The following is a 22,966-nucleotide window of genomic DNA, read 5'->3' as shown; positions in this document are numbered from 1 at the left end:
CGAGGGAGGGGCCGGGGTGTCCGGTACGCAGACAGGGACGTTCGTCGGGCAGCAGAGCGGCGGCGTCCCGCCGGACGGTCCGCCACCGGTGCCGTGGCGGCCGTACCTGCTGACCGCGGCCGTCTTCCTCGCGCTCTACGCCCTCTTCCCGCTGCTGCAGCTCGCCCACTTCAACTCGCCCTCCTGGGACCTGGCGATCTTCGAGCAGGAGGTGCGCTCCTACGCCGAGTTCTCCTCGCCCATCGTGGACATCAAGGGGCCCGGCTTCGTGATCCTCGGGGACCACTTCAGCCCGGTGATCGCGCTGCTGGCGCCGCTGTACTGGCTCTGGCCGTCGGCGCAGCTGCTGCTGGTGGCGCAGGCCGCGCTGTTCGCCGTGTCGGTCGCGGTCGTCGGCCGTACGGCGGGGGACCTGCTCGGCCGCCTCCCCGGCATCGGGATCGCGATCGCGTACGGGCTGTCCTGGGGGCTGCAGGAGGCGGTGAAGGCCGACTTCCACGAGATCGCCTTCGCCGTGCCGCTCCTCGCCCTCGTCTGCCGGGCGCTGCTGCTGGAGCGGTGGCGGGCCGCCGCGCTGTGGGCGCTGCCGCTGCTGCTGGTCAAGGAGGACCTCGGGGTCACGGTCGCCGTCGTCGGCGGCATGCTGATCTGGTACGGGCAGCGGCGGCTGGGCGCGCTGCTCACCGCGACCGGGCTGATGTCCTTCGTCCTGACCGTGTGGGTGCTGATCCCGGCGGTCAACTCCGCGGGCCGCTACGACTACTGGACGAAGGTCTCGGTGAGCGGCGAGGACCAGCAGCCGGGCTTCCTCGCGACGGTGCTCGACGTCTTCACCAACAGCGAGAAGATCGAGATGGTCTTCTTCGTCTTCGCGATCACCGGCTTCCTGGCCCTGCGCTCCCCGCTGGTCGCGCTCACCCTGCCCACGTTCGGCTGGCGGCTGCTGTCCCACGAGCCGTACCACTGGGGGATGGGCTGGCACTACAGCGCCACCCTGATGCCGGTCGTCTTCCTCGCCCTCGTCGACGGCATCCGCCGCGCCCGGCACTCCCCGCAGCCGTGGCTCGCCTCGTACGCCGCGGTCGCCGTGCCCGTGGTCGTCGCCGTGTCGCTGGCCCTCACCCAGCATCTGCCTCTGCGGGACCTGCTGCGTACGCAGACGTACCAGGCGGACGCCCGCGTCGAGGCGGCGCGGGAGGCCGTGAAGGCCGTCCCCGCGGGCGCTTCGGTGGAGGCCGACGTGCCGTTCCTGGCGCATCTGACGTCCGACCACACGGTGTACTGGCTGGGCGGCGCGAAGGGCGTCACGCCCGACGCGATCGCGGTGCGCACGTCGTACGCCGGAGCCGATCCGGCTATGTACGCACGGTCGCTGCATCCGGGGTACGAATGGCGGGTGGTGTTCCAGCAGGACCAGTACGTGGTGCTGGTGCGCTGAGCGGCCGTACGGCCAGCGGCAGCCGTACGGTCACCGCCAGCCCCTCGCCCGGCGCCGTGTCGATGGTGACCCGGCCGTCGTGCGCCTCCACCACCGCCTGCACGATCGCCATGCCCAGACCGCTGCCGCCGGCGACGCGGGCGCGGTCCGGGTCGGCGCGGAAGAAGCGGTCGAAGATCCGCGCCGCGTCCTCCTCCCGCAGCCCGGGCCCCGTGTCGGCGATCCGCAGCACCGCCGTACCGCCCACCGCGCGCACGGAGACCGACACCGCCGCCGACTCCGGCGTGTGCGTACGGACGTTGGCCAGCAGGTTCGCGGCGATCTGCCGCAGCTGCGCCTCGTCGCCGGTCACCGTGACCGGCTCGCGCGCGGACACCTCCACGACCCGCCGCGGCTGCTGCGCCGCGAGGTCGGCCGCCGCGTCGCGCAGCAGGCACGCCAGGTCGACGGGGCCGCGGTCGCGCACCGGATGCGCCTCCAGCCGTGCCAGGGCGAGGAGTTCGTCGACGAGCCGGCTCATCCGCTCCGCCTCCTCGGCGACCCGGGTCAGGCCCCGCTCCTTCTCCTCGCCGGCCAGCATCCCCTTCTCGTACAGCTGCAGATAGCCGCGGACCGTGGCCAGCGGGGTGCGCAGCTCGTGCGAGGCGTCCGCGAGGAACTGCCGCAGCTGCGCCGTCGCGTGCTCGCGGGTGCGCATCGCGCCCTCGATCTGGTGGAGCATGACGTTCAGCGCCTCGCGCAGCTGCTCGACCTCCAGCGAGCCCTTGCTGGAGGTGTCCACGCGCCGCGACAGATCGCCCTCGGAGATGGCGGACGCCGTCTCCACCATGTCCTCCAGCGGGCGCAGTTTGCGCCGGGCGGCGGTGTTGGAGATGAGGAAGAGCTTGATGACGAGGAGGACGGCGATCGCGGCCTCGACGTAGAACAGCTTGTGGACGGCCTTGAGCACGCCGTCGTAGCGGGTGCTGGTGACGGCGAGCGCGCCGTCGTCGAGGCGGGCCACGCCGACGCGGTGGTGCTGCCCGTCGATCTCCACCGAGACCACCTCGCCGGACCGGGCGAGCGCCACCGGATCGCCGATCGCCTCGACGTACGCGGCGGAGTCCACGACGGGGGTGTGGCTGAAGATCTCGCACATGGGCAGCGGCCTGCCCTTCGCGTCCAGCAGGAGGAACGCCTGCCGCTGGTAGCTGTCCTTGATCCGGCTGTCGTCGTGGTCGCCGCCCATCCCCGCGGCGAACGCGCAGATGCTCTCCAGCGCCTCGGAGTTGATCCGGGTGCCCGACAGCCCCTGCACCTCGGTGCGTACGGCGTCGTCGACCTCGCTCATCAGCAGCATGTACGTACCCGCGATGCTCGCGCACCCCGCCAGCACCAGACCGACCGCCAGCACCAGGGCGTTGACCAGGCTCAGCTTGCCCCGCAGGGTGTGCGGGCGGTGCACCTTGCCCTTGCAGCTCATGCCACCTCCCGCAGTCCGTAGCCCACCCCGCGGCGGGTCTCGATCAGCGGGGAGCCCAGCGGGTCGAGCTTGCGGCGCAGATAGCTGATGTACGTCTCCACCACCGTGGACTCCACCGCCGAGTCGAAGCTCCACACCTGGCGCAGCAGCTCCTCCTTGGTGAGGATCCGCTCCGGGTTGCGCATCAGATGGCGCAGCAGGTTGAACTCGGTGGGGGTGAGCTCGACGGGCCGTCCGGCGCGGCGGACGGTGAACGTGTCCTCGTTGAGCTCCACATCGCCGTGCACGAGCACCCGCTGCGCGGGCGCCGCGGCGCCGCGCGTGCGGCGCAGGACGGCGCGCACGCGGGCGACGACCTCGTCGACGTTGAACGGTTTGGTGATGTAGTCGTCGCCCCCCAGCGCCAGCCCGCCGAGCACGTCGGACGGGGCGTCGCGGGCGGTCAGGAATATCACCGCCGGATCCTCGCGGCCGGCGCGCAGCTCGCGGCAGACCTGCCAGCCGGTGCCGTCGGGCAGCATCACGTCCAGCAGCACCAGATCGGGACTGTGCGCGCGGGCCGCGGCCAGCGCTCCGGCGCAGTCGGCGGCCGTGTACGTGGTGAAACCGTGGAATCTGAGGGTGATCTGCAGGATGTCCGCGATACCGGGTTCGTCTTCGACGATGAGAACGGTGGCGGTGCTCATCCCGACAGTATCCAGGGGGCGCGGGGGGAGCGGCCGGTCCGGTTCCTGTGAATCCCTTGAGAACCCCCTGGGCATCCGCTGAGTCGGCTTGGGATGGCGGCGGGCGGGGCTGAGCCTTGAACAGTCGGCTCGCCGTGGGCCGTACGCCCGTTTCGCCGTTCATCCGTTCCGCCCACGCCAAGGAGACCGTCCGTGGCCGCACTGGCACGCTTCTGCTTCCGGCACCGGTTCGTGGTGCTGCTGCTCTGGGTCGTCGCCCTCGTGGGCGTCGGCCTGGCCGGCAGCGCCGCGGGGACCAAATACGCCAACGACTTCGAACTGCCCGGCACCGAGTCCAGCCACGCCGTCGACCTGCTGAAGGAGGAGTTCCCGGACTCGGCCGGGGACACCGACACCGTGGTCTGGCAGGTCCCCGAGGGCCGCACCGTCCGCGACGCCGACGTCCGCGACGCCATGACCGCCGCCCTCACCGCCGTCGCGAAGGTCCCGTCAGTGGGCGAGGTGCGCAGCCCGTACGACGAGAGCGGCGCCGCGCAGATCAGCGAGAACGGACGGATCGCCTACGCCGAGGTGGTCTTCACCGAGCAGGCGTTCAACCTCGACAAGGGCAACATCGAGAAGGTCATCGACACCGCCCGGGAACCGCGCGACGACGTCGACGGGCTCGAGGTGGAACTGGGCGGCCAGGCCATCCAGCAGACCCAGGAGCCGCCGGGCGGACTCGCCGAGGGCGTCGGCATCCTCGCCGCCGCGGTCATCCTCACCATCGCCTTCGGGTCGGTGTTCGCGATGCTGCTGCCCATCGTCTGCGCCGTGTTCGGCATCGGCACCGGGCTGATGACCATCGGCCTGCTCAGCCACACCTTCGACATGGCGGACATCGCACCGCTGCTCGGCTCGCTGATCGGCCTCGGCGTCTCCATCGACTACGCCCTGTTCATCGTCACCCGGCACCGCACCGGGCTGCGCCGCGGCCTCCAGCCGGAGGAGGCGGCCGTACGGGCGCTCAACACCGCCGGCCGGGCCGTGCTGTTCGCCGGCGGCACCGTATGCATCGCGCTGCTAGGCATGCTGACGCTGGGGCTGAGCTTCCTCAACGGCGTCGCCATCGCGTCCTCCGTCACCGTGCTGTTCGGCGTGGCGGCGGCCACCACCCTGCTGCCCGCGCTGCTCGGCATCCTCGGGACGCGGGTGCTGTCGCGGCGGCAGCGGCGCCGGCTGGCCGAGCACGGGCCCGAGCCGGAGACCGCCACCGGGCGGTCCGCGCGCTGGTCGGCGCTCGTGCAGCGCCGCCCGCGCACCCTCGCCACCCTCGCCACCGCCGTCATGATCCTCATCGCCCTGCCGCTGCTCTCCCTGCGCCTGGGCACCACCGACCAGGGCAACGACCCCGAGTCGTCCACCACGCGCAAGGCGTACGACCTGCTGGCCGACGGCTTCGGACCGGGCTTCAACGGGCCGCTGCAGCTCGTCGCCGAGGTGCCCGCGGCCGGCGACCGGGCGGCGCTGGACCGGCTGGTGGCCGAGGTGCGGGAGACCGACGGCGTGGCTGCGGTCGTCGCACCGCCCGTGCCGGAGGGGGCGCGGCTGACCGTCGTACAGGTGGTGCCGGAGACCTCGCCGCAGTCGAAGCAGACCGACGAACTCATCGACCGGCTGCGGGACTCCGTGGTCCCGGAAGCCGAACAGGGCTCGACGCTCCAGGTGCACGTCGGCGGGGTGACGGCCATCAACAAGGACTTCGCCGCCGTCATCACCGACAAACTGCCGCTGTTCATCGGCGTGATCATCGCGCTCGGTTTCGTCCTGCTGATGCTCGCCTTCCGGTCGATCGTCGTGCCGCTGACCGCGGGGCTGATGAACCTGCTGGCCGCCGCGTCCGCGTTCGGCATGCTGGTGGCGGTCTTCCAGTGGGGCTGGGGCAGCTCCCTGATCGGGCTCGGCGACGAGGTGCCGATCAACTCCTTCCTGCCGGTGATCATGCTGGCGATGCTCTTCGGACTGTCGATGGACTACCAGGTGTTCCTGGTCAGCCGGATGCACGAGGAGTGGGTGCACACCCGGGACAACGCCCGTGCCGTGCGAGTCGGCCTCGCCGAGTCCAGCCGGGTGATCAACTCGGCTGCGCTCATCATGGTGTGCGTGTTCTCGGCGTTCATCCTCTCCGGGGACATCGGCGGAGTGATGGCCGGTGTCGGGCTGGCGGGGGCCGTGGCGCTGGACGCGTTCATCATCCGGACGATGCTGGTGCCGGCCGCGATGCATCTGATCGGCAAGGCCAACTGGTGGCTGCCCGGTTGGCTCGACAAGCGGCTGCCGCACGTGGCGGTGGAGCCCGCCGAGGACGCGGTGGCGGACGTGGACGTGCCGGCGTCGGAGCCCGAGCGGGAGCTGGTGCCGGTGGGGGCGCCCGCTCCGGACGCCTCCGGTGCGGCCCTGCTGGCCAAGACCGCTGCGCCGTCCTCGGGCGTATCCGGGCAGGGCGGGACGCTCATCCGCGGCACGATCCGCGACTCGCTCGGGGTGCCGCTGCCGCGGTGCGCGCTCACGCTGCTCTCCGCGTCGGGGCGGCAGCTGGCCAAGGGGCGCAGCGGCGAGGACGGCCGGTATGAGATGGCGGTGCCGGGCAGCGGCTCGTACACCCTGGTCGCCACCTCGCCGGCGCTGGGCGCGGCGAGCGCGCACGTCCTGGTGGGGACGGGCGCGGTGGAGCAGGACCTGAGCATCACGCTCGACGAGTGAGCCCGCGCCTCGCGCGCGCCGCGTGAGCCCGCGCCGCGTGAGCGCCCGGGCGGGTGCGTCTTCCCCCGTGAGACGCACCCGCCCGGGGCCCGGCTACCGGGATATCTGGCCCAGGATCGTCTCGTCCGTGATGCGCGCGTCGTCCGCCAGCAGGAACGCCTTCGACAGGATCACCGACAGCATCCCCTCCTCGAACGGCAGGAAGACCTTGCCCGGGGAGCGCCCCTTCACCCGGTCGGCCACGATGCACAGATACGCGTCGTCCGGCTCCATCAGGATGTTCCCCGAGCCCAGATGGATCCGGTACGTGCGCAGGCTGCCCCGCACCCGCAGCCAGCGGTCGTCGAGCTCCGTGCGGTCCGCGAGCTTCGTCCGGGGCAGCAGGCGCGCCAGCGCCTCCCGGCGGATCAGCGCCGACTCGCCCAGCTCGCCGAAGGAGTAGCGGCGCCAGTAGTCGTGGGTCCGCTCCGCGCCCCGGTCGTGCCACTCCGGATCCGCGCCGATCGAGGCCACGCCGACGAACAGGTCGACGTCGCGCAGCGCCTCGGAGAGCGCCGGCTGCGGTACCTCGGTGACGTCCGCGGCCGTCCACTCCCCGCGCGGACCGCGCCGGCGCTCGAAGCGCACCTGGTCCGTCGCGCACAGCGCGGGTACGCCCCACCGCTCCTCGTCGCTCTCCACCAGCTCGATGAAGAAGCGGGCCCGCCAGAACTCCGTCCGCGCGCCCGGCAGGTGCCCGGCCGGCGGCAGCTCCTTCACCGCCTCGGCCGCGTACCCCTCGCTGTGGTAGCCCAGCGCGTGGCTCAGCCAGCCGCGCTCCACCATCAGCGCCCGCGCCTGCGGATAGCGCAGGAGGTGCGCCGCGAAGCGGTTGGAATAGCCGCGGGTGCCCTCCTCGGCCGGGGTGAGCAGGTAGATCTCGCGGAACGCCTGCTTGAAGGGCTGGCGCAGCTCCCGCCCCGTCAACTCCTCCCGCAGCGCCAGGGTCTCCCCGGACCCGGCCCGTACCGGATGCCAGAGCCGGACCAGATCGCCGTCCTTCACCCCGTCGCCACCCAGTGTGACCTGCCACGTACCGCCGCCGTCGCCGCTGGACTCCCAGAGCAGCGCGCGGGTGAACACCCCCGTCACAGGGTGGTCGCGGTAGTAGCGCCGCCAGTCCGTGGCAGGCCACACGGTCCCTGCGGCCAGCTGGTCCTCCAGCCGCTGCCGCTCCGAGGCCAGCAGGGAGCGCAGCTGCTTCAGCTCCGCCCTGAGCCCGGTCAGCTCCTCCTTGTGCGCCTCACGCACCTGTTTCGGGGCGGACTTCAGCACCGCTCCCGCGGGCCCGCGGAAGCTCAACTCCGCGGCGCGGTCCGGGGTCACGGCGAGTACCGCGGTGTACGCGCCGAGCGTGACCCGCCGGACGCCCGCCGCGTCCAGGCCGGCGTCCGGTATCGACCGCTCGCGCAGCTGCGCGGGCGTGATCCCGCTGCGCTCGGCTATGTCGGCGACGGCGCGCGCGACGCCCTTGAGCACGGTGCGGTTGCGCACCTTGTCCTTGACGCGGGCGAGTGCCTGGATCGCCTGGGCGCCCTGCTCGCCGCCGAAGCTGCCGAGGGCGGCGGCCGCGCCGGTCGCCACGGGCTGGCTGCGGCACCAGCCGCCGGAACCGCCCACCCCGGTCCCGGTGCTCCGCGCGATCTCCCCGACGGCCGGCACCACCCACGCCTCGTCGAGGGCTGCGGCGATCCAGATCAGGCCGCGGGCGAGGACGGCGTTGCCGTCGCTGACGATGCCGTCGAAGCGCCAGCCGTCCTCGGAGTGGGCGAAGGTGACGACCTCGTTCTCGGGCTGGGCCGCGAGACCCGTCACGAGTGCGCGTACCGCCTCGGCCCCGCGCGGTGCCGCGGCGGTCAGCTCGGTCGCCCGCTTCTGCCAGCGCTTGGTGGGCCGGACCTGTCCGAGCGAGCGTGCGTGGACGAGTAGGGCGGCCACACCGGGCGAGGACAGCAGTCCGGCGTGGGCACGGCGCATCGAGGGGCCGTAGCCGTCGAGGTCGTCGAGAAGGTCCGCCCGCAGACCGGCGCCGTCCTGCGGGACGTCCCCGAGCAGCACGTCGATCCGGTTGCGGAAGGGCACCGCCGCGTCGCTGTACGCGCGGCCCGGCAGCAGCGCGCGCACCGCCGACAGCAGCGGCCGCAGCCGCTCCCGCTCGGCCGCGGACGCCTCTGCGGCGGCGGTCAGCGGTATCGGCAGCAGATACACGAAGCCCTCGCGGAACCGGTGCGGCGTCACCACGGCGCCGTCGCCGGCGAGACGGCCCAACAGGCTCTCGGCCTCGGCCACCGTCCAGCCCAGCCCGCGATGGTCCTGGCGCAGGTGCCACGGCGGTGCGTCCCACCCCGTACAGGCACTCTCGTGCGACCGCATCGCCTCCCGGCGCCGTGCGGCCGACCCCTCCTCGTTCTCCATGCCGCCGAAGCTATCGCCACCCACTGACATCGGACCCGGCCCGGCCGCAACCCCTGCCGCGAGGCTTCGCGTTGTCAGACCCGCCCCCTACCGTCCTCCTCATGACAACGGTCACCTTCGTCGACGAGACGACCGCGGGCACCCGGGGCGACGCCTGGGCGCTGGACATCGCCGAGGAGCGGCTCACGCTGCGCGAGCTGATCCGGCGCCGGGTGTTCCAGGAGGTCGCGGAGTACAACGCCCGTACGCCCGAGTTCTTCCGGGGCCTGGTCCAGCCCACGGACGCCGAGCGCACGCTCAACGGCTACGCGCTGCGCGAGCGCCGCCGCATCGACCCGGAGAAGCAGTACGGGCTGGCGGTCGCCGCCTTCGGCCGCAACGGCTTCCTGGTGCTGGTGGGGGACCGCCAGATCGAGGAGCTGGACGAGGAGATAGAGCTGCCCCTGGGCACGGAGGTCACGTTCCTGAAGCTGGTACCGCTGGTGGGCGGATGACGGCCCCGGCCGGTCCGCGCCCGGCGGACGCGATGACCGCGCTGCGCGCGGGCGATCCGCAGCCGCTGGTGGACGAGCTGCTCGCGGTCGGGGAGCGGTGCGGCGACGACTGGGGCGGGGAGGAGTCGCGGCCGGTGATCGAGCGGCTACTCAAGGAGCTGAGGGCGCTCGGCGACGGGTGCCACGGGAGGCTGACGGACGCGCTGCTGGACCGGCACGACGCGGTGGCGGGCGGCGCGGGGATCTTCGTGCAGCGCAGCATCGTCCGCCTGCTCGGCCGGCTGCGCGTCGATCCGTCGCGGTCGCCCCTGGACCACATCCCCGAGCGGATGCGGGTCGCCGCCCGGCACGACGTGTTCACGGACACCCACCAGCTGCAGCGGCTCGCCCGGCTCGAACTCGCCGAGGGCCGCGCGCTCCCGCCGGAGTTCGTCGCGGTGATCCGCCGTAGCCATCTCACCGCCTGGTACGGCAAGGACGCCTTGGCCGAGCTGGTGAGCGGACTTGCGGATCCGGTACTGAACCCGGGCGAGGCGTGGTCCGATCCGGTGCTCGCCGAGCTGCCCGCGCTGGGCGAGGCGTGGCGGCGGCTGGTGGTCCATGCCCGTACCGCGTCCGCCGCCAGGCCGTCGGCCCGATGGGAGAAGGCCGCACGGGCCCTGATCGGCGAACTGGGCGCGGATGCCGTACGCGAGCGTCTGGTGTCCTGGCTGGTCCCGGTGGGCCGCCCGCGCACCCTCCCGTTCACCGACACCTATGACGCGGGAGCGAACGACACCTACGACCCGTTCAACGCGGACGCGCTCCGCGGCATCGCCTGGCTGCTGTCCTTCCTCCCGCCGCACGCCGACACCGCGCGCGCCCTCGGTCACCTCGTCGAGACCTCCTTGCGGAAGGTGCCCGGCGTCGGACCCCGCAGCCCCCGGGTCGCGGGCGCCGGTGTCGTCGCGCTCGGCCGTATCGACGGCGAGGAGGCGCTGGCGGAGCTGGCGCGGCTGTCCGCCCGGGTGACGTTCCGGACGACGCTGAAGCAGATCAACACCGCCCTGGACGCCCGCGCTCAGGCGCTCGGGCTGAGCCGCGCCGAGGTCGAGGAGCTGGCCGTGCCGGCGTACGGGCTGAACGGGGCGGGGAGCAGCACGCACGAACTCGGCGGAGCCGTGGCGGAGCTGGCCGTACAGGGGAGCAAGGCGGTGCTGGGCTGGCGCAACGCCGCTGGAAAGGCGGTCAAGAGCCCGCCCGCCGCCGTACGCCGCGACCACGCCGAGGAGTTGAAGGCGCTCAGGGCCCGGGTGAAGGACATCGACAAGATGCTCACCGCCCAGTCCGAGCGCCTGGACCGCCAGTTCGCGGCCCGCAGGCAGTGGACGTACCGGGTCTGGCGGGCGCGCCACCTGGACCACCCCCTGGTCGGCGCCCTCGCGCGACGGCTGCTGTGGACCGTGGACGGCACGTCCTGCGGCTTCGCGGACGGCGCGCTGCGTGGCGTGGACGGCGTTCCGGTCGCCGCCTCGGACGGCTCGGAGGTCGAGCTGTGGCATCCCGTCGGCCGTGACACGGACGAGGTGCTCGCCTGGCGCGCGTGGCTCGAACGGCACGGCGTCACCCAGCCGTTCAAGCAGGCCCACCGCGAGGTGTACGTGCTGACGGACGCCGAGCGCGCCACCGGCACGTACTCCAACCGCTTCGCGGCGCACATCCTGCGCCAGCACCAGTTCCACGCCCTGGCCGCGGCCCGCGGCTGGCGGGACAAGCTGCGGCTGGCGGTGGACGACGAGTTCCCGCCGGCGGAGCGGGAGCTCCCCGAGTGGGGGCTGCGGGCCGAGTTCTGGGTCGAGGGCGTGGACCACCACGAGCTGGCGTCCCCCGGCACCTATCTGCGGCTGGCCACCGACCAGGTGCGCTTCTACCCGTCCGGGTCGCGGGGCAACACCGCCCACGCGGGCGGCGGGGGCTACCGCCGCGACACGTGGGGTGAGGGCCTGTCCGCCGACCCCCTGCCCCTGGCCGACATCCCGCCCGTGGTGCTCAGCGAAGTCCTGCGCGACGTCGACCTGTTCGTCGGCGTCGCCAGCGTCGGCAACGACCCGGCCTGGCAGGACGGCGGCCCCGGCGGACGCCACCGCGAGTACTGGGCGGAGTACAGCTTCGGCGAGCTGTCGCAGACCGCCGAGACCCGGCGCGAACTGCTCGGCCGGCTGCTGCCGCGCCTCGCGATACGCGACCGCAGCCGGATCGACGGCCGGTTCCTGTACGTCGAGGGGCGGCGGCACACGTACAAGATCCATCTGGGCTCCGGGAACATCCTGATCGCCCCCCAGGACCGCTATCTGTGCATCGTGCCGCAGGCCGGGGGAGCGACGCCGGACGGCGGCGGATACCTGCCCTTCGAGGGCGACCGGACCCTCGCCGTCATCCTCAGCAAGGCGATGCTGCTGGCCGACGACGATTCGATCACCGATCCGTCGATCGTGAGCCAGCTGTGAAAGATGGCCGTGCCACGGAGGTGGACGGGGCCACTCCGGCTGACGTAGATTCCGCTCGCCATCGCGGTGGGAGGCCGCGCCGAACAGGGGGACGACATGCTCTGCAGCACGTGCGGCAACCAGCCCGCCACCACGCCCGACGGCCGCTGCGCCGACTGCGCCGGGGCCGAAGCTCCCACGCTCACGAAGGACGCCGCGCCGTCCGCACCCGCGCCGGAGCCGGCGGGCTTCGGTGAGGCGCCGACGGCGTTCAACACCCCGCGCGACGGCCGGACGACCCCGTACGACCTGACCCCGCCGCAGCAGCCGGGCGGGCCCGGGTACGCCGGTCAGCCCCAGCCGGGGACGCCTTACGCCGGGCAGCCCCAGCCGGGGATGCCGTACGCGGGCCAGCCGCAGCCGGGCATGCCGTACGCCGGGCAGCCCCCGCACGGCATGCCCTATGCCGGGCAGCCGGCGTACGGATACCCCCCGCCGCCTTCCTTCAGCAGGCTCGGCGGGCTGGCCGTGGCGCTGTACGCGCTGCTCGGGCTGTGCATGGCGGCCGACGTCTTCTCGCTCTTCGCGGGCGCCCACGTGCGGAGCCTGCTGGACCGGATCGAGACCGCCACGGACAGCGAGATCGACGCCGCGGACGGTCTGTACGGGCTGACGGGCGTGCTGCAGCTGATCGCCCTGGTCGCCACCGGTGTGGTGTTCATCGTGTGGTTCTTCAAGGCCCGCAAGAACGCGGAGCTGTTCGACGCCTCCGTGCTGCGGCACTCTCCGGGCTGGGCCATCGGCGGCTGGTTCATCCCCATCGGCAATTTCTTCATCCCGAAGAAGATCGCCAACGACGTCTGGCAGGCCAGCACCCCGCCGCCGCCCGGCGGCACGTGGCAGGTGGCCAAGACGGGTCTGGTCACCGGCTGGTGGGCCCTGTTCGTCGCCTCGACGATCATCGACCGTTTCTCCGCCACCGCGTACAACAACGCGGAGGAGCCGGACGCGCTGAGCGACGCCATCGGCCAGATGATGCTCGCGGACGTGCTGGACATCGCCGCGGCGGTCCTCGCCATCCTCTTCGTCCGCAAGCTCACCTCCATGCAGGAGGTCAAGCACAGCCTCGGCCTGACCCCCGGCTCGGGCATCCCGCCCTACCCCGTCCAGGGCGGCTACCCGCAGGGGCCCTCCTACTGACCGACGGCCCGCACCCCGGCCCCGCGGCCCTACCGCGCGGGCCGGACCGCGCTGCGGGCCACGGCCGACAGCAGCGCGCCGATGGTGACGCCGATCGCGAGGTACACCGTCGCCGTGGCCAGCTTGGCGTCGGTGTCGGCCGACAGGGTGAACGGCAGCAGCACCATGAAGGCCGTCGCCAGCGTCATGATCCAGGCGAAGAACCGGCCCGGCTGCGGCGCCACGAGCAGCAGGAGGTGCAGCACCGCCGTCGCGGCGAGCGCGGCCACCGCGGAGCCGATCGCGAGGACGCCGGTGGTGGCGTCGCCCATCGCCCCGTCGCCCTCGGGCGCGAAGACGGACAGCCCGAACACGCCCCGTACGAGCACCAGCGCGACGAGCGCGGTCAGCGCCGCGACCAGCGCGGTGATCACGCCCCCGGCCCAGAGCCGCCCGGCGTCGACGCGGGGCCGGGCCGACTGGACGTGGCCGTCCGAGTAGCCGTCGTACGGGGCGGAGTAGCCGTCGTACGGAGCGGAGTAACCGTCGTACGAGGCGGCGTGGCCGTCGTACGGGGCGGGCTGGCCGTCGTATCCGCCGTACGACGGGGACGATCCGTACGACGGCGACGACGAGCCGTACTCCCCGGACTGCGGCCGGGGCTCATAGGGCGACGGCGATTCGGCTGGGGGCACGGCGGTCTCCCGGGGGTCTCGTGTTGGTCCAGCCGCCGCCCACCGGGCCGCCGCCTTGGCTACCAGCACTTATAGCCCCGGGTGCCACCGCCCGCATGTCGGCGGCACCCGGCCCGGGAGGGCGGCACCCCGCCTCACACCACCGCCCGCCGCCCCCGGTCCTCAGCCCCGACGTCCGGCGCCGGCGCGGGCGCGGCGGGCCGCGCCGTGAACAGCGCCACCGGGACCGCGAGCGCCGCCACCCCCGCCGTGACCCAGACCGCCGGGGTGAAGCCGTCGAGGAACGACCGGGCGTCGGCGTACCCGCCGCTGTGCGCGAAGACCGCCGACGCCACGGCGACGCCCACCGCCCCGCCGAGCTGCCGTACGGCGTTGTTCACGCCCGACGCCACGCCCGCCTCGGCCGGCGGCACCGCACCGACCACGGCGTTGGCGACGGGCGCGAGGCACATGGAGATGCCCACGCCCGCGGTGACCAGCCCGCCCACGAGGTCGCCGTACGACGCGTCCACGCCCGCCGCCGAGGCGACCCAGGCCAGCCCCGCCGCCTGCAGCGCCATCCCGCCGACCAGCAGCGGCCGGTTGCCGATCCGGTCCGCCAGCGCACCGGCCAGCGGCGCCACGACGACCGGTGTCGCGGTCCACGGCAGGATGCGCACGCCCGCTTCGAGCGGGGAGTACCGCAGCGCGGTCTGCATCAGCTGGACGAACATGAACAGCGCCCCGAACAGCGAGACGAGCTGCAGGAACGCGACCCCGTTCGCCGCGCTGAAGTCCCGCCGCCGGAAGAACCCCAGCGGGAGCATCGCCGACGGCGCCCGCCGCTCCCAGCCGAGGAACGCCGCCAGCAGCAGCGCCCCGGCGGCAAGCGTGAGGACGGCCTCCGTGCTGCCCCAGCCGCTGCCCGGCGCCCGGACCAGCCCCCAGGTCAGCGCGGACAGCCCGGCCCCGGCCAGCACCAGCCCGGCGGGATCCAGCTGCGGACGCGGGCCGCGGCTCTCGCGCAGCCTCAGCAGCGACAGCGGGATCAGCGCCAGCCCGACCGGCACGTTCAGCCAGAAGATCCACTGCCAGCTGATGCCCTCCAGGATCGCCCCGCCGACCGGCGGTCCGGCCGCGACGGCCACGCCGCTGACCCCGCCCCACAGGCCGATGGCCAGCCCCCGCTTCTCGGCCGGGAACGCGTCGCTGATCAGCGTGAGCGTCAGCGGCAGGATCAGCGCCGCGCCCGCGCCCTGCACGGCGCGCGCGGCGATCAGCGCTCCGGCGCCGCCCGCCAGCGCGGCGGCGGCGGAGGAGGCGGTGAACACGGCCAGCCCCGTCACGAACACCCGCCGCCGTCCCAGCCGGTCGCCGAGGGCGGCGGCGGTGGGGATGAGGCAGGCGAGGGCGAGGTTGTAGGCGTTGACCGTCCACTCCAGATCGGCGAGGCTCGCGCCCAGATCGACGCGCAGCACGGGCAGTGCGGTGGCCACCACCAGCGTGTCCAGGGTGGCCATGAAGCCACCGAGGGACGCCAGCAGCAGCGTCCACGTCCGGTGGCGTTTCGATTCGTCGTACGGCATTGCTTCGGTCTCCCGCTTCGTACCCGGTGAGTTGACGGGAATGAGACCCGCGAGGAGGGTCCGACTCATCGCACGACGGCGGACGGATCAGTCCGGCAGCACCTCGGGGAGCCCGAAGCGCGTGAAGTATGACGGCCGGTCGCGGAACGCGGTGATCCGGGCGAAGCCGCCCGCGCCCAGCTCCAGCACCTGCAGCGTGTGCGCCTCGTAACGCCCGTGCTCCGTGCGGGCGTACGTCGCGAACGACGGCTGTCCGTTGGCCGTGACGGGCAGCAGCCGGAAGTACCCGGGGCCGAAGCGGAACACCCTCCCGCCGAAGAACACCTCCGCGTCCCGCCGGCCCCGGAACCACACCGCCGTCGGCGGCATCTCCACCACCACGTCCTCGCGCATCAGCGCCACCAGGCCCGCCACGTCGGCCTTCTCGAACGCCTCCACGTACCGCTCGAGGAACCCCTGCGCCGCCTCGTCGGACAGCACCGGCGCGGTGTCGTCCTCCTGCGGCGCGACCGCCCGCAGCTGCGCCCGGGCGCGCTGCAGCGCGCTGTTGACGGCGGGCGTGGAGGTGTCGAGCAGTGTCGCCACCTCGGCGGCGGACCACCCCAGCACCTCCCGCAGCAGCAGTACGGCGCGCTGCCGCGCGGGCAGATGCTGCAGCGCCGCGACGAACGCCAGCCGCACGCTCTCCCGTGCGGCCACGGCCGTCGCCGGATCGTCCGGCCCGCCGCCCGGATAGGGCTCCAGCCACTCCACCGCGTCGACGACCGGACCCGCGCCCAGCTCCGGGAACGCCCCAGGTGCGCCCAGCCCCGACGGCAGCGGCCGGCGCCCGCGGCGTTCCAGCGCGGTCAGACAGGCACGGGTCGCGATCCGGTACAGCCAGGCCCGTACCGACGCCCGCCCCTCGAACCGGTCGAACGCCCGCCACGCCCGTACGTACGTGTCCTGCACCAGGTCCTCGGCGTCGTGCACGGACCCGAGCATCCGGTAGCAGTGGGCGAGCAACTCCCCCCGGTACGGATCGGCCAGCCGCGCGAAGTCCTCGCGGTCCGCCATGGTCGCCTCCAGACACGTCGTTACGGGCAGGGCATCCCCGAATCAAGACCCGCCCACGACCGCGAACTCATCGCCGTCCGCCGCCGAGCCGGTGGTGGGAGTGGGCCGCCGGCGAACCGGAGGCGACCAACCCCGTCACCGACGACAGCGGTGCGGACTGCGCGCGCAACCAGCCGGACGACATCTGGTTCCTGGCCGGGACGTTCGGCGGTCACGCCGAGCGGACCTGCACCGTGCCGAGGGGCCGGCCGATCGCGTTCCCCCTGGTGAACCTGGTCGAGGGCTGAGGCCGCCGTACGCGCCGAAGGGCGGCCGGTCCGTCGGACCCGCCGCCCTTCGCCTGTCGCGCCGTGACCTCGGTGTCACCCCGCCGCGACGAGCTCCCGCTCCTCCTCCTGGGCCTCGGCGGACTCCGCCGGCGCCTCCGTGTGCGCGGATGCCGTGCGCTTGGGGAGGGCGAACATCAGCAGGAAGACGACGCCGAGGATCCCCGCGACCCACCACATCGCGTGCCCGAAGGCCGTGACGAAGGCACCCGCCCGCTCCACCGCGATCCGGTCGTCGACGACCGAGAAGTACGCCACCGAGGTGAAGGCCAGGCCCAGGGCGAAGCCCATCTGGTTGGTCGTGTTGATCAGGCCCGAGGCCGAACCCGCGTGCTGCTGCGGGACCTCGGAGAGCACCGCGTCCGTCAGCACCGCGAACACCAGGCCCATGCCCGCGCCCATCAGCACCAACGGCAGCGCCATCTGCCAGGACGCGATGCCCGCGCCGTACCGCTCCGCGAAGCCGAGGTAGACGAGGGCGCCCGCGGCCATCGTCAGCGCGCCGGTCTGCAGCGTGCGCCGGGCGCCGAGGCGGGGGGCGAGCTTGCCCACCGACATGCCGGCCGCGGCCGAGCACGCGATCGAGAACGGAACCCCGGTCAGACCCGCGTGCAGCGCCGACCAGCCCAGGCCCAGCTGCATGTACAGCGTCCAGACCAGGAAGAAGATGCCCATCGTGGTGGAGAAGGCGATCTGCACGCCGATGCCGGCCGCGAAGCTCTTCACCTTGAACAGCCCGAGCTCCACCAGCGGCGAGCCGTCCTTACGGCCCTTGTAGCGCTCGTACGCGACGAACAGGGCCAGCACCGGCAGGCTCGCGGCCATCGAGACGAAGCCCCACACCGGCCAGTCGTGCTCGCGGCCCGTGGTCAGCGGGTAGAGCAGCGCCAGCAAGCCGAGCGTGACCAGCAGCATGCCGACCAGGTCCAGGCGCAGCGCGTGCGGGGCCTTCGACTCCTGGATGAAGCGGCGGCCGAGGATCACGCCGGCGATCCCGACCGGCAGGTTGATCAGGAAGATCGGGCGCCAGGCGAGCCCCGCGATGTCCCACTCGGTGAGCAGCGCGCCCAGCAGCGGGCCGGAGACCGCGCCGAGGCCGACGACCGCGCCGAACATCCCGAAGACCTTGCCGCGCTCGTGCGCGGGGAACGTGACGTGGATGATGCTCAGCACCTGCGGCACCATCAGCGCGGCCATCGCGCCCTGCAGCAGCCGCGATGCGATCAGCATCCCCGGGTCGGCGGCGATGCCGCACAGCAGCGAGGCCAGCGTGAACCCGCCGACACCGAGCAGGAAGACCTTCCGCCGGCCGTAGATGTCGCCGAGGCGGCCGCCCGTGATCAGACCGATGGCGAACGCGAGGGCGTAGCCCGCGGTCACCCACTGCAGCGTGCTGAACGTGGAGCCGAAGTCCCGCTGGATGGACGGCAGCGCGATGTTGACGATCGTCGCGTCCACCAGGTCCATGAACGAGGCCGTCAGCAGGACGGCGAGCGCGATCCAGCGGCGCCGGTCGGCGGCCGCGGCGTCCTTGCCGTTCGTGGCTTCGAGGGTGTCTTTTGAGGTCATGCCTCTAAGCTAGACCCCATGTAGGACAGGTTCGGTCCTAGTTGGCGGGCAGTCTGGAAAACATGACGACGGAGACTCCGAAGAGGCTGCTGCAGCTCCTCTCACTGCTGCAGACACCCCGGGAATGGCCGGGAAGCGAGCTGGCCGAGCGGCTCGGCGTGACGACGCGGACGGTGCGCCGGGACGTCGAGCGGCTGCGCGATCTCGGCTATCCGGTGGAGGCGTCGATGGGCGCCGTCGGCGGCTACCGGCTGGTGGCCGGCACCGCCATGCCGCCGCTGCTGCTGGAGGACGACGAGGCGGTGGCCATCGCCGTCGGTCTGCGCAGCGCGGCGGGGCACGAGGTGGAGGGCGTGGAGGAGGCGTCGGTACGGGCGCTGGCCAAGCTCGAGCAGGTGCTGCCGTCGCGGCTGCGGCGGCGGGTGAAGGCGCTGGGGTCGGCGACGTCCTCCCTCAACCGCTGGCAGGGTCCGCGCATCGACCCCGCGGTGCTCACGACGCTGGCCACGGCGTCCGCCTCGCGGGAGAGGCTTCGCTTCGGCTATCGGGCGGGGGACGGGGCGGAGAGCAAGCGGCTGGTCGAGCCGCACGGGCTGGTGTCGGCGGGGCGCAAGTGGTACCTCGTGGCGTGGGACGACGACCGTGCGGACTGGCGGGTGTTCCGGGTGGACCGGGTCACGAAGCCGTTCCTCACGGGTGTGCGGTTCGCTGCGCGGTCGCTGCCCGCGAAGGACCCTGCCGCGTTCATCGCCTCGCGGATGACTCGGGAGGGGGCGTCGTATCGCGTGGACGTCACGCTGCACGCTCCCTATCGGGAGATCGCTCCCCGGCTCGGGGATGCGGCGTCGCATCTGGAGCGTGTGGGGGAGGATGCGTGCCGGTTGCGGATGGAGGCGGAGGCGTTGGAGTGGGTGGGGTATCGGCTGGCGATGCTCGGGTGCGACTTCACCGTCCATGAGCCGGCGGCGCTCGGCGAGCACCTCCGCGAGCTCGCGGCGCGCGTCACCCGCGCGGTGGGGTGAGCGTCCGTCCCTCACCTCCCGCTGCGGGGGCTCCGCCCCCGGCCCCCCGTCGCGGGCTGCGCCCGCATCGCGCCTGCGGCGCTCGTCCTCAAACGCCGGACGGGCTGGGTTTGGGCCCTCCGCCCTCGTGCCTGGCCGCCGGTGTGTCGGCGCTGCGCGCCTCGTCCTCAAACGCCGGACGGGCTGGGGGTGGCCCTCCGCCCGAATGCCTGGCCGCGGGCGCTGGGCGTCTCCGTGTCAGACGCCCGACGGGCTCGACGAGCGGCGCGGGTAGCGTTCGCGGACCGCCGTTATGCAGCGGTCGCGTGATGTCGGGCCGCCGAAGCGGAGGCGGTCGTACTGCGTGAACGACGGTTCCAGGACGTGGAGTTCGTCCACCAGGGCGTGCAGGTCCCGTAGCCACTCCGGGGACTGCGGGGCCGGGGTCGCGAGGGTCGTCTCTATCGCTGCGACCAGCTGGTCCTTGCGCTGGATCGTCGTCGGTGTGACCGACACCAGGCACACGTACCGGCCGCTGAGGTACGCCTCCCACTCCTCCGCGCCCCGGGCCGGGTCCGCCCAGTGCGCGGTGAACCACGCGCGCAGGGCGTCCACGCCGCCCGCGCGGTCCGCCAGCGCGAAGTAGTCCACCGGCACCATCTCCGCGCCGTCCGAGCGCAGATACGCGGGCAGCGGCAGCCGGCCGGCCAGCATCAGCTCCCGTACCTCGGCCGCGTCCCGGCCGCGCGTCGCGCACAGCTCCTCGAGCACCGTGAACTGCGCGCTCACATAGGCGTCGTCGGCCGCGGTCATCGGATGCTCCCCGTTGACCTCGGTGTAGCGCGCGGTCACCGCCGCCCGCAGGTCCGTCGTCGGCATCGGTCCTCCCCGTACAGGCCGAACAAGTGTTGCAACCACGACCTTAGGCCACCCCACTGACAACCCGCTCCGCGGGCCGCAGCGAGAACGCCCGCACCCCCGGCACCAGCGCCGTCCCCAGACACGACCCGCCCACCAGCGCCGCCGCGACCGCCAGCGGCACGCCGGGCCCCCAGGCCTCCGCAGCCAGGGGCCCCAGCACATAGCCGAGCGGCATCGCGGCGAGCGAGACCAGCCAGTCGTACGACACCACCCGCGCCAGCACCTCCGCCGGCACCGCCTGCTGGACGGCCGTCTCCCACACCGGGTTGAGGAACCCCAGCCCCGCCATCGCCAGCCCGTACACCGGTACGACCACCGCCGCCGGCGCGGGCACCGCCAGCAGCGCCAGCGGCGCGGCGTACAGGGCGAGCACGGCGTTCCCCGCCAGCACCGGATTGCGCAGCCGCGCCCGGCCCGCCAGCAGCGACCCCAGCAGCAGCCCGGCCCCGGCGACCACCGACATGACCACCCAGACGCCCTCGCCGCCCAGCTCCCGCTCGGCGATGACCGGCCCGAGCGTGGCCAGCACCGCGGCGCCGCCGTTCCACACGGCGTGCGCGATCAGGCTGCTCCAGTACCAGTCGCGCGAGCGCACCTCCCGCCAGCCCTGCCGCAGATCGGTGGCGAACGCCCGCCGCTCCCCGGGCACATGGGGCACTCGCACGGGCGCCAGCAGGGCCGCGCTCAGCGCGAAGCCGAGCCCCACCGCGACGAACGCCCACCCCGGCTGCGCCCCGAACACCAGCACCGCCGCCAGCCCCGGCCCGCCGAGGCGCGCCGCGCTGGCCGCGGCCCCGACGGCGGCGTTGGCCTGCTGCCGACCCGGCCCCGGCACGGTCCCGATGACCAGCGGCGAGAACGCCGGCTGGGCGAACGCCGTCGCCACCCCGCCGACCGCCTCCGCCGCGGCCAGCTCCCACAGCCGCGGCTCCCCGCCGAGCAGCTGTACGCCGACGAAGACCTGGGCCGCGGCCCGTACGAGCGCGGTGACCACGGCGACCGTCCGCACGTCGAAGCGGTCGCCGGCCACCCCGCCGACGGGCAGGAGCAGCAGCCGGGGTACGAGCGCGCACCCGAGCAGCAGCGCCAGATCGCTGCTGGAGCCGGTGATCCGCAGTACGGCGAGGGCGAGCGCGACGGGGATGACGGCGTCGCCCAGCAGCGCCAGCGCACGGCTGGCGAACACGAGCTGGAAGGGCCGCGTACGCAACGGGTGGACGGCGGCGGCGTCTTGGGGCTTCGCGGTGGCAGGCATGACCGCAAACTACTTCGGCGCCGAATAATTCGTCAACGAATTATCGACGGGAGGCCGCTACCATGACGCCATGCCCGCCCCCCGCGACTGGACCGACGACCACGTCGAACGCTGGCTGCCCGTCCTGCCGGACCTCGACCCGGACGTCGAGGGCACCGTCACCCGCGCCATGCTGCTGACCAAGCATCTGCGCCGCGCCCGCGAACGGTCCCTCAAGGCCACCGGCCTGGAGCGGCACGAGTTCGACACCCTGCACAAGCTCGCCGGCCGCCGCGGCCGGGCCACGCCCTCCGAGCTGGCCGGCGACCTGGGCCTCGCCCCGGCGTCCGTCACCGGCCGCCTCGACGCCCTCGAGCACCGCGGCTTCGTCCGCCGTACACCCTCCGCCGCCGACCGCCGCCGCGTCGACGTGCGATGGACGAGCGCGGGGGAGAAGGCGTGGCGGGAGGCGCTGGGCATGCTCGGCCACGAGGAGGAGCGGCTGCTCGGCGTCCTCAGCAAGGCCGAACGGGGGCAACTGTCCGCACTCCTGCGCCGGGTGATGGTGGAGGCCGAGCGCGACGAGGCCGGGCGGGACCGCCCCACGTAGGAGCGGGACCACTGCCCCGTACACGCAAAGGGATCGACCCTATCGGGAAGGTCAAGAGGCCCGACGGCTCCTTGAACAATTCGCCGAATTCCTGTCAGCCTGATCAGATCGCTGCCGCTGGTCCGGGAGTACGCCGATGCTGACCGACGCCGAACGCGCCTTCTACCTCCGCCCGAGCTCCGCCTCGGACCCGGGTGCCCTCCCGGAGCTCGACGGGCTGCCCGCGGACCCCGGGGAGCTGGCGGGGCTGGTCCGCGGCCTGGTGCTGCACCGGGCCGAGGTGTCCTGGCGGTTCGAGGTGGAGCTGCCGGACGGCCGGCTGGACGCCGAACCCGACACCCGGTACGCGGCGGACATCCTGCGCCTCGTCCTCGCGCGCAACCCCTCGCCCCTGACCGAACCGCGCCCGCTCGCCGACCGGTTCGTCGGCACCTGCCGCGACTTCTCCCTGCTGCACAGCGCCCTGCTGCGGCGCGCCGGCGTGCCCGCGCGGATCCGCTGCGGGTTCGCGACGTACTTCATCGAGGGCTTCCACGAGGACCACTGGGTGACGGAGTACTGGGACGACGAGCGCGGCTGGACGCTCGCGGACGCGCAGCTGTTCTCCGACCCGGTCGCCGCGCGCACCGAGAAGGAGGGGTACGCCGTGTCCTTCGACCCGCTGCGGGTCCCCCGGGACCGGTTCCTGGTGGCGGGCGACGCCTGGCGCGCCTGCCGTACGGGCCGGCGCGATCCGCAGACCTTCGGCGTGAGCCACCTGCCCGCGCTGCGCGGACTGCCCGAGGTGCTGGCCAACCTGCTCAAGGACCTCGCCGCCCTCAACCGCGTCGAGGTGCTGCCGTGGGACGGCTGGGGGCTGGCGGAGGCGGTCCCCGAGCTGATGGGCGCGGCGGACTACGCCCTGCTGGACGCGGCGGCCCGGGCGACGTCCTCGGGGGAGTTCGCGGGCCTGCGCGAGCTCTACCTCGCCCACGAGGGCCTGCGCCCGGCGCGGATGATCGTCTCCCACACGGCGCACGCGGGCGACGTCCAGGTCCTGCTGCGGGCCGACGCCCAGCCGTAGGACGGC

At 73.5% G+C, this 22,966-nt stretch carries 17 protein-coding genes; 8 read left to right on the top strand and 9 right to left on the bottom strand.

The window, feature by feature from the left end; all coding sequences use genetic code 11:
• Window positions 1–16: 16 nt before the first annotated feature.
• Window positions 17–1,438, top strand: a complete 1,422-nt coding sequence (locus AB0M28_RS17025; RefSeq protein ID WP_365404654.1) for a DUF2079 domain-containing protein — start codon at window positions 17–19, stop codon at window positions 1,436–1,438.
• Here AB0M28_RS17025 and AB0M28_RS17020 read toward each other — a convergent pair.
• Both AB0M28_RS17020 and AB0M28_RS17015 read right to left on the bottom strand, forming a co-directional pair.
• Entirely contained in the window at window positions 1,356–2,900 is a 1,545-nt protein-coding gene (locus tag AB0M28_RS17020; protein WP_365404651.1) for a HAMP domain-containing sensor histidine kinase, read from the bottom strand. The genes AB0M28_RS17025 and AB0M28_RS17020 overlap by 83 nt on opposite strands.
• Window positions 2,897–3,586: a response regulator transcription factor gene (locus AB0M28_RS17015; protein WP_365404648.1), complete on the bottom strand. Its 690-nt coding sequence runs from the start codon at window positions 3,584–3,586 to the stop codon at window positions 2,897–2,899. The genes AB0M28_RS17020 and AB0M28_RS17015 overlap by 4 nt, the downstream gene beginning before the upstream one ends.
• Window positions 3,587–3,778: 192 nt before the next feature.
• On the opposite strand from AB0M28_RS17015, the gene AB0M28_RS17010 reads away from it, so the two are divergent.
• On the top strand, window positions 3,779–6,328 hold the full coding sequence (locus AB0M28_RS17010; protein ID WP_365404645.1) for an MMPL family transporter: 2,550 nt from the start codon (window positions 3,779–3,781) through the stop codon (window positions 6,326–6,328).
• A 93-nt stretch (window positions 6,329–6,421) separates the two neighbouring features.
• Here the strand turns inward: AB0M28_RS17010 and AB0M28_RS17005 are convergent, their stop codons facing one another.
• Window positions 6,422–8,782 (bottom strand): DUF4132 domain-containing protein, encoded by a 2,361-nt coding sequence (locus AB0M28_RS17005; RefSeq protein ID WP_365404642.1) that lies wholly within the window; start codon window positions 8,780–8,782, stop codon window positions 6,422–6,424.
• 101 nt (window positions 8,783–8,883) lie between these two features.
• Between AB0M28_RS17005 and AB0M28_RS17000 the strand changes: the two genes are divergently transcribed.
• From AB0M28_RS17000 to AB0M28_RS16990, 3 genes are all read left to right on the top strand, one after another.
• Entirely contained in the window at window positions 8,884–9,276 is a 393-nt protein-coding gene (locus AB0M28_RS17000) for a hypothetical protein (RefSeq protein ID WP_365404639.1), read from the top strand.
• Window positions 9,273–11,762, top strand: coding sequence for a DUF4132 domain-containing protein (locus AB0M28_RS16995; protein WP_365404636.1), 2,490 nt, complete (start codon window positions 9,273–9,275; stop codon window positions 11,760–11,762). Before AB0M28_RS17000 ends, AB0M28_RS16995 begins: the two co-directional genes overlap by 4 nt.
• 96 nt (window positions 11,763–11,858) lie before the next feature.
• Window positions 11,859–12,941: a DUF4328 domain-containing protein gene (locus AB0M28_RS16990; protein WP_365404633.1), complete on the top strand. Its 1,083-nt coding sequence runs from the start codon at window positions 11,859–11,861 to the stop codon at window positions 12,939–12,941.
• Window positions 12,942–12,970: 29 nt separating this feature from the next.
• Here AB0M28_RS16990 and AB0M28_RS16985 read toward each other — a convergent pair whose 3' ends face one another.
• The 4 genes from AB0M28_RS16985 to AB0M28_RS16970 form a co-directional block, all read right to left on the bottom strand.
• Window positions 12,971–13,615, bottom strand: a complete 645-nt coding sequence (locus tag AB0M28_RS16985; RefSeq protein WP_365404630.1) for a DUF6069 family protein — start codon at window positions 13,613–13,615, stop codon at window positions 12,971–12,973.
• Between the two features lie 134 nt (window positions 13,616–13,749).
• Entirely contained in the window at window positions 13,750–15,180 is a 1,431-nt protein-coding gene (locus AB0M28_RS16980; RefSeq protein ID WP_365404626.1) for a DHA2 family efflux MFS transporter permease subunit, read from the bottom strand.
• Between the two features lie 87 nt (window positions 15,181–15,267).
• On the bottom strand, window positions 15,268–16,236 hold the full coding sequence (locus AB0M28_RS16975; RefSeq protein ID WP_365404623.1) for a sigma-70 family RNA polymerase sigma factor: 969 nt from the start codon (window positions 16,234–16,236) through the stop codon (window positions 15,268–15,270).
• Between the two features lie 362 nt (window positions 16,237–16,598).
• Window positions 16,599–18,131 carry an MFS transporter gene (locus AB0M28_RS16970; RefSeq protein WP_365404620.1) on the bottom strand — a complete coding sequence of 511 codons (1,533 nt, stop codon included), beginning with the start codon at window positions 18,129–18,131 and terminating at the stop codon, window positions 16,599–16,601.
• 62 nt (window positions 18,132–18,193) lie between these two features.
• Between AB0M28_RS16970 and AB0M28_RS16965 the strand changes: the two genes are divergently transcribed.
• Window positions 18,194–19,153 carry a YafY family protein gene (locus AB0M28_RS16965; protein ID WP_365404617.1) on the top strand — a complete coding sequence of 320 codons (960 nt, stop codon included), beginning with the start codon at window positions 18,194–18,196 and terminating at the stop codon, window positions 19,151–19,153.
• A 237-nt stretch (window positions 19,154–19,390) separates the two neighbouring features.
• Here the strand turns inward: AB0M28_RS16965 and AB0M28_RS16960 are convergent, their stop codons facing one another.
• Window positions 19,391–20,011, bottom strand: a complete 621-nt coding sequence (locus AB0M28_RS16960; RefSeq protein ID WP_365404614.1) for a DUF6058 family natural product biosynthesis protein — start codon at window positions 20,009–20,011, stop codon at window positions 19,391–19,393.
• A 43-nt stretch (window positions 20,012–20,054) separates the two neighbouring features.
• Window positions 20,055–21,308: an MFS transporter gene (locus AB0M28_RS16955; RefSeq protein WP_365404611.1), complete on the bottom strand. Its 1,254-nt coding sequence runs from the start codon at window positions 21,306–21,308 to the stop codon at window positions 20,055–20,057.
• Between the two features lie 70 nt (window positions 21,309–21,378).
• Between AB0M28_RS16955 and AB0M28_RS16950 the strand changes: the two genes are divergently transcribed.
• Window positions 21,379–21,897: a MarR family transcriptional regulator gene (locus tag AB0M28_RS16950; protein WP_365404608.1), complete on the top strand. Its 519-nt coding sequence runs from the start codon at window positions 21,379–21,381 to the stop codon at window positions 21,895–21,897.
• A 136-nt stretch (window positions 21,898–22,033) separates the two neighbouring features.
• Window positions 22,034–22,960: a transglutaminase-like domain-containing protein gene (locus tag AB0M28_RS16945; protein WP_365404605.1), complete on the top strand. Its 927-nt coding sequence runs from the start codon at window positions 22,034–22,036 to the stop codon at window positions 22,958–22,960.
• Window positions 22,961–22,966 lie beyond the last annotated feature (6 nt).

The sequence above is a fragment of the Streptomyces sp. NPDC051940 genome (genome assembly GCF_040680895.1).
Lineage (GTDB): Bacteria > Actinomycetota > Actinomycetes > Streptomycetales > Streptomycetaceae > Streptomyces.
The sequence above is the reverse complement of the archived record's forward strand: the minus strand, read 5'-3'. Positions and strand labels throughout refer to the sequence as shown.